Source organism: Defluviimonas aquaemixtae (genome assembly GCF_900302475.1).
In the GTDB taxonomy this organism is placed as follows: Bacteria; Pseudomonadota; Alphaproteobacteria; order Rhodobacterales; family Rhodobacteraceae; genus Albidovulum; species Albidovulum aquaemixtae.
In genome coordinates this window covers 1,383,767-1,396,559 of sequence record NZ_OMOQ01000001.1, presented here as the reverse complement: position 1 = coordinate 1,396,559, position 12,793 = coordinate 1,383,767, and the positions used below count along the sequence as shown (strand labels likewise).

General features: G+C 65.0%; 11 protein-coding genes and 1 tRNA gene. 4 read left to right on the top strand and 8 right to left on the bottom strand.

Features of this window, described 5'->3' with window-relative positions; all coding sequences use genetic code 11:
- Nucleotides 1–87: 87 nt before the first annotated feature.
- The 4 genes from ocd to DEA8626_RS06865 form a co-directional block, all read right to left on the bottom strand.
- A complete protein-coding gene (gene ocd / locus DEA8626_RS06880; RefSeq protein ID WP_108852268.1) occupies nucleotides 88–1,143 on the bottom strand; it encodes an ornithine cyclodeaminase in 1,056 nt (351 codons plus the stop codon).
- Nucleotides 1,140–2,066 carry an arginase gene (gene rocF / locus DEA8626_RS06875; RefSeq protein ID WP_108852267.1) on the bottom strand — a complete coding sequence of 309 codons (927 nt, stop codon included), beginning with the start codon at nucleotides 2,064–2,066 and terminating at the stop codon, nucleotides 1,140–1,142. Before rocF ends, ocd begins: the two co-directional genes overlap by 4 nt.
- A 137-nt stretch (nucleotides 2,067–2,203) precedes the next feature.
- Entirely contained in the window at nucleotides 2,204–2,668 is a 465-nt protein-coding gene (locus DEA8626_RS06870; RefSeq protein ID WP_438502433.1) for a disulfide bond formation protein B, read from the bottom strand.
- The gene (locus tag DEA8626_RS06865) at nucleotides 2,659–3,237 is read right to left on the bottom strand and encodes a YqaA family protein (protein ID WP_108852265.1); all 579 of its coding nucleotides are present in this window, start codon (nucleotides 3,235–3,237) and stop codon (nucleotides 2,659–2,661) included. The genes DEA8626_RS06870 and DEA8626_RS06865 overlap by 10 nt, the downstream gene beginning before the upstream one ends.
- A gap of 139 nt (nucleotides 3,238–3,376) precedes the next feature.
- Here DEA8626_RS06865 and ypfJ point away from each other — a divergent pair, with 139 nt between their 5' ends.
- From ypfJ to DEA8626_RS06845, 4 genes are all read left to right on the top strand, one after another.
- Complete coding sequence (ypfJ, locus tag DEA8626_RS06860) at nucleotides 3,377–4,222, top strand: KPN_02809 family neutral zinc metallopeptidase (RefSeq protein ID WP_108852264.1); 846 nt, start codon at nucleotides 3,377–3,379, stop codon at nucleotides 4,220–4,222.
- Nucleotides 4,223–4,273: 51 nt separating this feature from the next.
- Nucleotides 4,274–4,357 (top strand) — tRNA-Leu (locus DEA8626_RS06855).
- A 1,260-nt stretch (nucleotides 4,358–5,617) separates the two neighbouring features.
- Complete coding sequence (locus DEA8626_RS06850; RefSeq protein ID WP_108852263.1) at nucleotides 5,618–6,334, top strand: Hint domain-containing protein; 717 nt, start codon at nucleotides 5,618–5,620, stop codon at nucleotides 6,332–6,334.
- A gap of 233 nt (nucleotides 6,335–6,567) precedes the next feature.
- The gene (locus tag DEA8626_RS06845) at nucleotides 6,568–7,185 is read left to right on the top strand and encodes a Hint domain-containing protein (RefSeq protein ID WP_245890785.1); all 618 of its coding nucleotides are present in this window, start codon (nucleotides 6,568–6,570) and stop codon (nucleotides 7,183–7,185) included.
- Nucleotides 7,186–7,189: 4 nt separating this feature from the next.
- Here DEA8626_RS06845 and DEA8626_RS06840 read toward each other — a convergent pair whose 3' ends face one another.
- The 4 genes from DEA8626_RS06840 to DEA8626_RS06825 form a co-directional block, all read right to left on the bottom strand.
- Nucleotides 7,190–7,783 (bottom strand): nucleotidyltransferase family protein, encoded by a 594-nt coding sequence (locus DEA8626_RS06840; RefSeq protein WP_108852261.1) that lies wholly within the window; start codon nucleotides 7,781–7,783, stop codon nucleotides 7,190–7,192.
- Between the two features lie 112 nt (nucleotides 7,784–7,895).
- Nucleotides 7,896–10,322 (bottom strand): GcvT family protein, encoded by a 2,427-nt coding sequence (locus DEA8626_RS06835; RefSeq protein ID WP_108852260.1) that lies wholly within the window; start codon nucleotides 10,320–10,322, stop codon nucleotides 7,896–7,898.
- A 166-nt stretch (nucleotides 10,323–10,488) separates the two neighbouring features.
- Nucleotides 10,489–11,778, bottom strand: coding sequence for a branched-chain amino acid ABC transporter permease (locus DEA8626_RS06830; protein WP_438502432.1), 1,290 nt, complete (start codon nucleotides 11,776–11,778; stop codon nucleotides 10,489–10,491).
- Nucleotides 11,779–11,780: 2 nt separating this feature from the next.
- Complete coding sequence (locus tag DEA8626_RS06825) at nucleotides 11,781–12,791, bottom strand: branched-chain amino acid ABC transporter permease (RefSeq protein WP_108852258.1); 1,011 nt, start codon at nucleotides 12,789–12,791, stop codon at nucleotides 11,781–11,783.
- Nucleotides 12,792–12,793: the final 2 nt, after the last annotated feature.

Genomic DNA, 12,793 nt, shown 5'->3' with positions numbered 1-12,793 from the left:
CGGCGCCGCGCAAGAGCGTATGCCGCCCGGGCGGGGGCGCTGCCCCCGCACCCCCGAGGTATTTGAGAACAGAAGAAGACAGCAGGATCAGGCGGCCTTCGCTTTGGCCCTGAGAAGCATGCCGTACAGATCGCGCGGATCGTCGGGGTCGGCGATCATGTCGAGCGGTTCGCTGTAGGGCAGGACCTGCAACTGGTCATGGATGTAGCGCAGCGCCGAGAAGTCCTCGATGGCGAAGCCCACGCTGTCGAAGAGCGTGATTTGGCGGGCATCGGTGCGGCCCATGGCACGGCCGGTGATGACCTGCCAGAGCTCGGTGACCGGATGGTTCCGATCGAGCTGCTGGATTTCGCCTTCGATGCGGGTCTGGGGCGGGTATTCGACGAAGATCGAGGAACGCAGAAGGATATCCCTGTGGAGTTCGGTCTTGCCCGGGCAGTCGCCGCCGACGGCGTTGATGTGAACGCCGGAGCCCACCATGTTGTCAGTCAGGATGGTGGCGAGCTGCTTGTCAGCGGTGCAGGTGGTGATGATCTCGGCACCCTCCATCGCCTCTTCCGCATTCGCGCAGGCTGTGAGGTTCAAGCCCGAACCTGCAAGATTCGTTTCGCATTTTCGCGTTGCGACCGAATCGACGTCGTAGAGCCGGAGATGAGTGACGCCGCAGATCGCTTTGAAGGCCAGCGCCTGGAACTCGGCCTGAGCACCGTTGCCAATCATCGCCATGGTCGTGGCGCCCCTGGGGGCGAGATGCTTCGCCGCGAGCGCCGACATCGCGGCGGTGCGGAGCGCCGTGAGGATCGTCATTTCGGTCAGGAGGATCGGGTAGCCGGTATCGACCTCGGCCAGAAGGCCGAAGGCGGTGACGGTCTGCAAGCCCTCGCGCGTGTTCTTCGGATGGCCGTTCACATACTTGAAGCCGTACATCTCGCCATCCGAGGTGGGCATAAGCTCGATCACCCCCACATCGGAATGCGAGGCCACGCGCGGGGTTTTGTCGAAGCTTTCCCAGCGCCGAAAATCGGCCTCGATATAGTCGGCGAGGTCCGTCATCACGCGTTCAGGGCCGAGATGAAGAACGAGCTTCATCATGTTGTCGACGCTGACGAAAGGCACGATATTGAAATCACCGGACTGGGTCATCCGAAGCTCCGCGTCGGGCGGTCGAAGACCTTGCGGCCCATGAGCGAGCCCACGAGTTCCACCATCAGACGCGCGGTTCGGCCGCGTTCGTCGAGGAAGGGGTTGAGCTCGACGAGGTCGAGCGAGGTGACGAGGCCGCTTTCGTGCAGATGTTCCATCACCAGATGCGCCTCGCGGAAGGTCGTACCGCCAGGGACGGTCGTGCCGACGGCGGGCGCGATGCCGGGGTCGAGGAAATCGACGTCGAGCGAAACGTGCAGCATCCCGTTCTCGGCGCGCACCTTATCGAGGAATTCACGCAACGGGGCGACGATGCCGCGTTCGTCGAGGACGCGCATGTCGCAGATTGTCATGTCGGTCTCTAGAAGGCCCGCATGTTCAGCGGTGTCGACCGACCGGATGCCGTAAAGGCAGATGCGCTCGGCCGGAACGCTGGCGGGGAAGGGCGGGAAGGCGTCAAAGCCCGATCGGCCGGCGATATAGGCGACGGGCGTGCCGTGGAGGTTGCCGGTCTGCGTGGTGAGCGGTGTGTGATAATCGGAATGCGCGTCGAGCCAGAGGACGAAGAGCGGGCGGCCCTGTTCGGCGGCATGGGCGGCCACGCCCGCGACCGAGCCGAGCGACAGCGAGTGATCGCCACCCAGGAAGATCGGGACGCCCTCGGACATCGCCGCGGCGCCGGCCATTGCCAGCGCCTTGGTCCAGGCGACAGTTTCGGCCAAGTGATGCACGGCGGGGTTTGGGCAGTCGTGCTCATCAAGCTCCGCCAACGCCACGTCTCCGTGGTCGATGACCGGGTGGCCGAGCTCGCTTAGGCTCTGCGCGAGGCCCGCGACCCGGTAGGCGGCCGGGCCCATCAGGCAGCCTTCGCGCTTCTGGCCGGTGTCGATGGGCGCGCCAATCAGGATGCAGGTCGATTTCATTCGTCTCTCCGTTAGCCGTCGCCTGGCGCAGTCTTTCCTCGGATCGCGTCGAAGGGAAGCGTCGCTTTTCGCGGCGGGGCCGCGGATGCCGGCGAAATGCACGGTCGGCGCGCCAATCTGACGAAACGAGCCTGGCGTCAGGCAGCGCGGCGCGCGGCGGCGATCCAGATCGCCGCGAGCGCAAAGGAAAGAACCGCGTTCCACGTCGCCATGGAAAGGCCCGCGAACGCCCAGGCGACCTCGTCGCAGCGCACGAGCGGGGCTTCCATGATCTGGTTCAGAAGGTCCTCGGCGGAGCCCTGGAGATCTCCGCTTGCAGTACAGGTGTCGGGGCCCGGCCACCAGAGCCGCTCCACCCCCGTGTGATAGATTCCAATAGCGCCCGACACGGCCGCCGCCAGCGCGCCCGCCCAGGCGAGTACCGGCAGCGACGCCAGAATTGCCACCGCGCCAATCGCGATGGCGGCACCGTGCGGCCAACGCTGCCAGATACAGAGCTTGCAGGGCGCATAGCCCATGGCCTGGAAGACGAACGCGCCGATGAGCAGCGCGGCAGAGCCGGCCGCGGCGATCAGGATGAGGCGTCGGGAGGTCACAGGTATTTCACCAAGGCGAAGCCGCCGATCAGGAGGACCATGAACAGCGTGAACATAAGCCCGAGCCGCCGCTCGATGAAATCACGGATCGGTGCGCCGAATTGCCACAGAAGTCCCGCCACCACGAAAAAGCGCAGGCCCCGCGCGACAATGGCCGAGACGATGAAGACCGGCAGCGACAGACCGGTCCAGCCCGACATGATGGTGATCACCTTGAAGGGAAAGGGCGTGATACCCGCGAAGAGGACGGCCCAGGCGCCATATTGGTTGAAGCGCGCGGCGAAATCTTCGGCCGCATGCGTCTTGCCATAGAAGTCGAGGATCGGCTGGCCAACCGCCTCCCACAGGACCGCGCCGATGAAATAGCCGAAAAGCCCGCCGAGCACCGACGTGACGAGCGCGACCGTCGCGACGACCCAGGCGCGCGAGGGCCGCGCGATGATCATCGGGATCATCAAGACGTCGGGCGGGATCGGGAAGAATGAGCTCTCGATAAAGGACACGACTCCGAGCGCCCTGAGGGAGCGCGGATGATCGGCGAGCCGCATCGTCCAGTCGTAAAGTGCGCGGATCATCTGAGCCTGCCCGAAATGCCCCGCGCCCTTAGGCCATGCGCGCGCCGCGCCGTCAAGCGGCTGAGGGCTTTGCCCCGCCCATCGGGCAGGGTATCGTTCCCGAAGTGTGTGCAATCCCTGACTGTGGAGGGTGACGATCATGAAATGGCGTGGGCGGCGCGGCAGCCGCAACATCGAGGACCGCAGGCGGGCAGGCGTGGGCCGCGCGGGCGGGATGGGGCTCGGCGGCGTGGTCCTCGTGCTGGCGGTCGGCTATTTCCTTGGCATCGACGTGACGCCCTTCCTCGGCGGCGCGCCGCAAGGCGGCAGCATCCAGGGCACCGATCTGACCGAGGCGGACGTGCAGGCGGGCGAGTTCGTCTCGGTGACGCTCGCCGATACCGAGGAGATCTGGGCCGACATCTTCCAACGCGAACTCGGCCGGGCCTACGATCCGGCGACGCTGGTCCTGTTCAAGCAGGTCACCCAGTCGCCCTGCGGCGGCGCCTCGGGCGCGACGGGGCCGTTCTATTGCCCGCTCGACGAGAAGGCCTATCTCGACACCGATTTCTTCGTGACGCTCGATCAGCGTCTGGGCGCCGGGGGCGACTTTGCCGCGGCCTATGTCATCGCGCACGAGATCGCGCATCATGTTCAGAACGAGCTTGGCATCCTCGGCGAGGCGAACAATATCCGCCAGCAATCGAGCCAGGCGGAATCGAACGCGATCTCGGTCAGGATCGAGTTGCAGGCCGATTGTCTATCGGGCGTCTGGGCACGCCATGCCGAGGCGCGGTTCGGCTCGCTCGAGCCAGGCGACGTGGCCGAGGCGATGAATGCGGCGAAGCAGATCGGTGACGACACGCTCCAGAAGAACGCCGGTCAACGGCCGATGCCGCATACCTTCACGCACGGCACATCCGAGCAGCGCCAGCGTTGGTTCGCGGAAGGCTACAAGGCCGGTTCGGTCGGCGCCTGCGACACCTTCGCGGCACAGGATCTCTGATCGCCAGACGCTTGTCAGTCCCGCGCGGTACGGGTAGACCGGCGGGACGTGGCCCGAGTGGCGGAACGGTAGACGCAGGGGATTCAAAATCCTCCGCCGCAAGGCGTGCGAGTTCGACTCTCGCCTCGGGCACCACGGTACTTTCGGCGCGGCTGACGCGGAGGCTCCCGAATCGCGTCGCATTGCGCTGCGCCTGCGGCGCGCGCGGTCGAACAATCGTCCTCTGTGGGCGCGTTTGATGACAGGGCGGAGACCAGGCGCATCACGCCATAATCTCACCATTTTTCCGCATAGGCGGGCGCTGGAGAGCAGTGCACCGTTTCCGGTTTGAGAACGCTCACCTGTCGAAATGGTCAAGACGCGGCGCACCGCATCGGGGCAGCCATGATGGCTGCGACCGGTAGCGCATTGAAATCGTATGAGAGGGCAGTGAGCGACCTGTCTGATATTGGAAACAGTGCCGTGGTAAGCCGGGTCGCTTTCTTCCACGCTGCGCAACAATCCCACGATGGAAGACGCCCAATTCGGTCACTTTCTCCTTCCCGCATAGGCCGGCGCGCAGTAGATCTGAATCGCCCCTTGAGGGCGTAGTTGGTGGCTTGGGTTGGGTGACGGGTCCTCCGCCAACCGCGGAGTAGGGACTGCGAGCGGCGGAGGAACACCCGAATTCCAAATGGCGCGGACCGAAGTTCCGCCACAGCGGATCCGGAAATGCTGCGTTTCCGGATGCTTGACGATATTTTTTGTCCGCGCACACCTGCGGACCGGGCATTGAGTAGGCGATTGACGCTGGGTGTGGGCGACGAGGGGTTGGGTATTTGGCGATCGACGCAGGTTGCGAGTTCGGCGGCAGACGCACACTTCCAGAGGTGCGCATCCGGGGGCCCCGCGCGCCGCAAGGAATTCACACGCGACGCGGAATTGCGGGGCGCGACGACGGCCTGCCCGATCCCTCCTGCATGAACGGATCTAGGACACCCGACGGCTTTCGCGCAAATTGCGGCTCTGAGAGATGCCGCAGGATGCCGGATGTCGCGGGCAAGGGCGGCGCTTCTTTCGACTGGAACGGGTCCAAGGGGCTACCAGTTCCGGGGCGAAAGGCGCCGCCCTGACGAACATTGCTGCGGCGCGTTCTGAAAGGGCGCCGCTCGGTCGTCGCTTTCTGCGGTCGGCATTCAGGAAAAAATGCGGCCTAGAGTCTGGACAGCGAGCGTTGCGTTGGGTCAATCTTCTCTCCGCAAGACCGCCTGTGCAGCCGGTTCGTCCGAAAGCTGTCCGCGGGGCCGGGGGCATGGTTGCGTTGCGGCCCTGACACGGGCAACCCGAGGCAAGTGGAACGGCTCGGACCGGCCAGCGTGAACCTGACTGAGCGTGGCCAGGACTTGCGAGGAAGAGATGAGCGAGACAACTGCGGCAGCCATGACTGACGATGCGATTCTCGCCGATGCCGCGGCGCTCAGGTTTGTCTTCGCCGATGAGGACGAGCGGTCCGGCCGCGTCGAGATGCTCGACGGTGACGATCGCATTGCACGGCGCGACGAGATCAATACACTCTCCCGCTCGATCCCGTGCTTCACGCCCGGCACCCATCTTGCCACGCCACAGGGCGAGGTTCCGGCGGACACAGTGAGACCCGGCGACCGGCTGATCACCCGCGACAACGGCGCCCAGAAGGTCCTCTGGTGCGGCCGCGTCTGCTACGGCTGGCGCGCGCTCGGGCTTAACCCGCTCCTGCGGCCGGTCCGCTTCGCGTCGGGTTCGCTTGGCAACGGCCTGCCCGAGCGCGATCTGACCGTGTCGCCAAACCACCGGATGCTCTTGCGGCAGGAAAACGCCGAGATGCTCGTCCCAGCGGCTGACCTCGTCGGCCGGCCGGGCATCGGGCGGATCACTCCGCGCGAGGTCACCTACCTTCAGATCTTTCTGCCCAGGCATGAAGCCGTCCTGTCAGATGGTGTCTGGAGCGAGAGTTTCGAGGCCGCTCCAGGCGACATCAGCCGCCTGTCCGAGAGCGATCGGACCGCACTCGCCGAAGTCGCGCCCGAGCGGTCTGCGGCAGAAGCGCTGCGCCCCGCGGCGGCGGCAGGTGCGCTGGAATCGATCCGGCCATAGATTCAATCACCGGTTGATGTTACGTTACGTTTACTGAAACCGGTGGCTGAAAAGCCTTATTCATATGGCTAGAATGTCGCGGTGCGGCCTTAATGCGGCCCAAAACGGTGACTACTCAATTCGCGTGTGTACAAGTGACCCCGCGTTCGAATGTTAGGGAGATTCAGTCGGTGCGTTATCAGTGTGATCTCAGTTCGGGCAGGACGCCGGCATCAGAGCCGGTGGAAATGTCCGTGCGATCTTCGGCAGCGGCGCCAGTCGCCGCGCCGCACACACCCTGCTTCACCGAAGGCACTGAGATCGCGACGGATTGCGGCGCGGTCCGGATCGAGGACCTGCGCGTCGGCGACCGGGTTCTGACGCGCGACAGTGGCTACCGTCCGATCCGGTGGATTGGTGCCCGGCACTTCGACGAGAACCAGCTTGCGGCATTCCCCGAGCTTCGTCCAATGACGATCCGCACCGGCGCGCTCGGCGCTGGCGTGCCCGAGCGCGACCTGTCGGTCAGCCCGCAGCACCGGATGCTCGTCACCGCGTACGGGCAGGATGAAGAGAATACCGAGGTTCTGGTCGCTGCCATCGATCTGGCCTGCGCACGGACCTCGGATGAGCGCAGCGTGACCTACTATCATATTCTGTTCGATGCCCATGAGGTCGTCATGGCCGACGGCGCCTGGAGCGAGAGTTTTCTGCCTGGGGCAGAGGCGCTTGGCGGGTTGCATGCGGCGCAGCGCGACGAGATCCTGACGATCTTCCCCGAGCTGCGGCATCCCCACGGCATTGCCGCCTACACCCCCGCGCGCCATTGCCCCGCGCCCGACGAGGCGGCCCCACTCGTGAACGCAGCCTGACCGGCTAGCGTCGGTCGCGCCAGGCCTGCCAGTCTTCGGGCGTATCCAAATCGATCACGGCATTGCGGCCGGATAGGGCGCAGAAGCGCACGTTTTCCTCATCAAGAATCACGCGGCCGCCGCGATCTCCGGTCAACACCGACATTTCCTGAAAGAGACGTCTCGGAAAGATCACCGGATGGCCCTCGGTGCCGTCCTCGGCCGTGGCCCGGACAGGCCGGGTGGGATCTTCGGCGAAGACCGCAATCAGCTTACCCAGATCCTCGGGCGTGACATCCGGCATGTCGGGCAGGAGGACCATGAGCCCCTCGACCGGTCCGACCGCGCGGGCGCCTGCGCGCAGGCTCGCCGCCATGCCGTCGTGGTAGTCGCCGATCTCGAGCGCGCGCACCGATAGCCCCATGAGCGCGGTCCGCCGCGCCGGCAGCATCGGACCCGAATTGGGCAGTGTCACGATCACCTGCGCGCCGGTTGCCTTCGCCATTGCTGCGGTCCGCCTGAGGATCGGCTCGCCGTCGATCTCCATCAGGAGCTTGTCGGCCCCCTGCATTCGGCGCGATGCGCCAGCCGCCGGGATCAGTATGGCAAGCTCGCTCATGCGGTGCCTCTCCAGAAGGCGGGAACACCCGGGCACTCCCACCGGCTATTCCCGGGTCTACTATCCCCGCCGAGGGCGCATGGCGCAAGCCGGGTTGCCGTGGGGGACGATTTCAGCCGCGCATCCGCGCGCCGTCGGCGTCCCAGAGCGGACCGTCGATCATGCGGGCCTTGCGGCGGGATCCCAGTATCTCGATCTCGACCTCGAGTCCGGGCTTGATCGCCCCGTTCGGCACGAAGCCCATGGCGATCGACTTGCCGGTCCAGTGCGAAAAGCCGCCCGAGGAGCAGAAGCCCACGACGTCATCGCCGATCCAGATCGGCTCGTAGGCCACGACGTCGGCATCCTCGGCCTCGACAACGAAGGGGCAAAGACGGCGTTTGGGCCCCTCTGCCTTCTCCATCAGCGCCACCCCCTTGCCAATCCAGTCGGTGGGCTTGTTCCAGCGGATGAAGCGGTCGATGCCGGTCTCGCCAGGGAAGTAGTCGGGGCTGAACTCCCGTGCCCAGGAGCCGAAGAGCTTATCGAGGCGCAGGCTCATCATGGCGCGCATGCCGAAGGGGCGCAGGCCAAGATCCTTGTCGGCCTCCCAGAGGGTGTGCCAGAGCGACCGCTGGCTCATGAAATCGGTGAAAATCTCGTATCCCAGATCGCCCGTGTAGCTCACGCGCTGGACGAGGCAGTCGGCCATGCCGATGGTCATGCGCTTGGCGTCCATGAACCTGAATGCCTCGGCGGAAACGTCGGCGCGGGTTGCGCGGGACAGAAGCTCGCGCGCGTTCGGGCCGGCGATCTGGAAACCGGTCACGCGGTCGGAGACATTCTCAACGGTGACGCCATCTTCGAGGTTCGCTTCGAACCAGCGCAGATGCTGATCCTGAGCACCGTAGGAGCCAGTGATGCGGAACTCGGCGTCGGAAAGACAGGTCACGGTGAAGTCGCCGATGATCTTGCCCTTCGGCGAAAGCATCGGGGTCAGCGAAAGGCGGCCCGGATTCGGGATCAGGCCTGCCATGATCCGGTCGAGCCACCCGCGTGCGCTCGGGCCGGTCACACGGAACTTGCCGAAGTTCTGCACCTCGTTGATGCCGACGCTTTCGCGGACGGCCATGACCTCGGCCTTCGTCGCTTCCCAGGCGTTGGAACGTTTGAAGCTGGGCGTCTCATAGCGCGGCTCGCCGGGCAGCGCGAAGTAGTTGACGACCTCGAGCCCGTACTGCTGGCCCCAGACCGCGCCCATCTGATCGAAGATGTCGTACATCGGCGTGGTGCGGAAGGGACGGGCCGCGGGGCGTTCCTCGTTCGGGTAGGAGACCGAGAAGCGCATCTGGTAGTTCTCGATCACCTTCGGGACGGTGTAACCAGGCGTCGTCCACTTGCCGAAACGCGCCACGTCGAAGCCACGCGGGTCGCAGTCGGTCTCGCCGTGGATCATCCATTCGGCAAGGCTCTTGCCCATGCCGCCGCCCTGGGAGAAGCCCGCCATGACGGCACAGGCGGACCAGTAGTTCCTGAGGCCGGGGACGGGGCCAATAAGCGGGTTGCCGTCGGGGGCGAAGGTGAAGGGCCCGTGGATCACGCTTTTCACGCCCGAACATTCGAGGACGGGGAAGCGGCGATAGGCGAAGTTGACGCTGTCTTCGATCTTGTCGAGATTGTCGGGCAGAAGCTCGTGTCCGAAAGTCCAGGGAGTGCCGTCGAGCGACCAGCCCTCGCAAGGCTTCTCGTAGAAGCCAATGCAGAGCCCACGGCCTTCTTGGCGCAGATAGCTTTCGCCGCCGGGGTCCATGACGTGGGGGAATTCGCGGCCAGAGTCCCGGATCGCCACGATCTCAGGGATGTCGTCGGTGACGAGGTATTGGTGCGCCATCGGCAGGAGCGGCAGATAGACGCCAGCCATCGCACCCACTTCGCGCGCCCAGAGACCGCCGGCATTCACGATATGCTCTGCGTGCACCGTGCCCTTCTCCGTCACCACGTCCCAGGTTCCGTCGGCGCGATGATTGGTTTCCAGCACGCGGTTGTGCTCGACGATCTCGGCGCCGCCCATCTTGGCGGCGCGGGCATAGGCGTGAGTCGTGCCGGAGGGGTCGAGATGGCCGTCGAGCGGATCGTAGAGCGCACCAATGATGCCATCTGTGTTGACGAGTCCGTCGGTGAATTTCGCGATCTCGGCGGGGCCGAGGATCTCGGTATGGAGGCCCATGTAGCGGTGCTTGGCGCGCTCCGCCTTCAGCATGTCAAAGCGTTCGAGCGTATCGGCGAGCGTGATGCCGCCGACATGATGCAGCCCGCAGGACATGCCGGTGATCTTCTCGAGCTCCTTGTAGAGCCCGATCGTATAGCCTTGCAGCGCCGCCATGTTGGTGTCGCCGTTCAGCGTGTGAAACCCGCCCGCCGCGTGCCAGGTCGAACCGGAGGTGAGCGTCGAACGCTCGATCAGCATCACGTCGCTCCAGCCGTATTTCGTCAGGTGATAGAGTACCGAGCATCCGACGACGCCGCCGCCGATGACCACGACCTGTGCCTGGGTCTTCATGTCCGCCTCCCCGAGGATTTGCGCCCAATCAACGGGGGAAGGCGGTGCGCGGCATGTCGATCAGCGACAATTCATGTCGCTTGGCGCGAATGCGTCCAACGGAATAGGCGTAGCTGGGGGAGCGCGGCGCTCGCGGCTCGCCACTTGGGCGACACGGAAGCCGAGGTTACTTCTCGGGAATCAGCCCGCGCGGACTGAAGCGCAGGACCAACAGCAACACGACCCCCATGGTCAGGAGCCGCATATGCGCGGCGCTGTCCTGGAGGTGACTTTTCAGAGCACCGTCAGCCATACCGGAAGTGATCAGGTCCATGAGCTGATTGCCCCACGGCTCCACCTTGATCCAGAGGAACCAGATCAGGAATCCGCCCAGCACGGCGCCCCAGTTGTTGCCCGAGCCGCCTACGATCACCATCACCCAGATGAGGAAGGTGAAGCGCAGGGGATTGTAGGTGCCGGGCGTGAGCTGGCTGTCGAGCGTGACGATCATCGCCCCGGCAAGCCCGCAGACGGCCGAGCCGAGAATGAAGATCTGAAGATGCCGGCGCGTCACGTCCTTGCCCATCGCCTCGGCCGCCGTCTCGTTGTCGCGGATCGCGCGCATCATCCGGCCCCAGGGCGAGTTGAGCGCCTTCTGCGACGCCCAGAGCAGCACAAGCAGGATGGCCAGGAACAGGAGCGCGTAGAGAAGCTTCACGACGACAGTCGAGGCTGTCACGGGATCGGAGCCGAAGCTCGCCGCCCATTCGACGAAGCCGGAACTGCGCTGCAGGTCGACCTCGTAGGGCACCGGGCGGGGGATCGAGATCACGTTCTTCACGCCGCGCGCCAGCCAATCCTCGTTCTTCATGATCGCGATGATGATCTCGCCGATGCCCAAGGTCGCGATGGCGAGGTAGTCTGAGCGCAGGCCAAGGGCGGTCTTGCCGATGATCCAGGCGGCACCTGCGGCCAGAACCCCGCCCACAGGCCAGGCGAGCAGCACCGGCAGGCCGAGGCCGCCGAGGTTCGAGTAGGTCGCCGGCCGGAACGCCTCGACGACCTCGACGGCGGGGTCGAACACTGCGCGGTAGAGGAAGAAGCCGCCGATGAGCACCACAAGAAGTGCGAGGATGCGCGCCCGGCCCCCGAGCCTGTGGTTCAGCATGATGGCGAGCGCAATCACCGCAGCGCCGAGAACGAGCGCGAGGAGGAGCCGGAAACCACCATTCGCGGTCCAGACCTCAGTCACGGGCGGCGTCGCGACAAGGACCGGGGCGAGGCCGCCGAGCGCGACAAAGCCCACGACGCCGACATTGAAAAGCCCGGCATAGCCCCATTGCATGTTCACGCCCAAAGCGAGGATTGCCGAGATCAGCCCCATGTTCAGGATGCCGAGCGCGGTGTTCCAGCTGGCCGTCATGCCTTCGCCGATGATGAGGGCCGCGACGAAGGCAAAAAGGAGAATATTGCGCATGTTCATACCGCTTTCCCCTTGAAGAGGCCCGTGGGCTTGAAGAGGAGGACGACGATCAGGATCGCGAAGGAGACCGCGAACTTGTAGTCGGTGGACAGAAGCTGCGCGAGCCCGTCGGGCGCGAGGCTTTCGGGCAGGACATAGGTCGCCACCTTCTTCCAGGCATAGGTGAAACCGACCTCTGAGAACGCGATCAGGAAGCCGCCGGCGATCGCGCCGAGCGGGCTGCCGAGGCCACCGACGATCGCCGAGGCGAAGATCGGCAGGAGAAGCTGGAAGTAGTTGAAGGCCTTGAACGACTTGTCCAGACCGTAAAGCGTGCCCGCGATGGTCGCGAGCCCGGCTGCAATGATCCAGGTGACGGCCACGACCCGTTCGGGATTGATGCCCGACAGAAGCGCCAGATCCTCGTTGTCGGAATAGGCGCGCATCGACTTGCCGGTGCGCGTCCGGTTCAGGAACCAGAAGAGCGCGGCCACCACGATCACGGCGGTGACGATGGTCAGCGCCTGCGTGGACTTGAACGCGAGCCCCTCGGCAAGCCCGGTCGAGCGCTTGAACTCGCCCGCATTGATCAGGAACCGGCCGCCATCGGCGAACCGGATTTCGTCGACTCCGATGACGAAGCGGGTGATTCCGTTCATGACGAACATCACCCCCATCGAGACGATGACGAGGATCACCGGGGCAGCCTTCTGCCGGCGGTAGAATTGGTAGACGGCCCTGTCGGTCGCGAGCACCAAAGCCGCCGTGGCCGCGATCCCGAAGGGAAGGGCAAGAAGCGCGGTCGGCAGAACGCCGAAGCTGATCCCCATGCCCTGAAACAACCAGGTGAAGAGGATCACCATCGCGGTGCCGAACGCCATCGTGTCGCCATGAGCGAAGTTCGAGAACCTGAGGATGCCGTAGATCAGCGTGACACCGAGAGCCCCTAGCGCGAGTTGAGCGCCATAGGACGTGGCGGGGATGATCACGAAGTTCAGAAGTGCCACGATTGCGTTGAGAAGGTCCATCC

Coding starts and splice junctions, on each gene's coding strand:
- ocd (WP_108852268.1), bottom strand. CDS start 1,143: ATGACCCAGTCCGGTGATTTCAATATCGTGCCTTTCGTCAGCGTCGAC.
- rocF (WP_108852267.1), bottom strand. CDS start 2,066: ATGAAATCGACCTGCATCCTGATTGGCGCGCCCATCGACACCGGCCAG.
- DEA8626_RS06865 (WP_108852265.1), bottom strand. CDS start 3,237: ATGATCCGCGCACTTTACGACTGGACGATGCGGCTCGCCGATCATCCG.
- ypfJ (WP_108852264.1), top strand. CDS start 3,377: ATGAAATGGCGTGGGCGGCGCGGCAGCCGCAACATCGAGGACCGCAGG.
- DEA8626_RS06850 (WP_108852263.1), top strand. CDS start 5,618: ATGAGCGAGACAACTGCGGCAGCCATGACTGACGATGCGATTCTCGCC.
- DEA8626_RS06840 (WP_108852261.1), bottom strand. CDS start 7,783: ATGAGCGAGCTTGCCATACTGATCCCGGCGGCTGGCGCATCGCGCCGA.
- DEA8626_RS06835 (WP_108852260.1), bottom strand. CDS start 10,322: ATGAAGACCCAGGCACAGGTCGTGGTCATCGGCGGCGGCGTCGTCGGA.
- DEA8626_RS06830 (WP_438502432.1), bottom strand. CDS start 11,778: ATGCGCAATATTCTCCTTTTTGCCTTCGTCGCGGCCCTCATCATCGGC.
- DEA8626_RS06825 (WP_108852258.1), bottom strand. CDS start 12,791: ATGGACCTTCTCAACGCAATCGTGGCACTTCTGAACTTCGTGATCATC.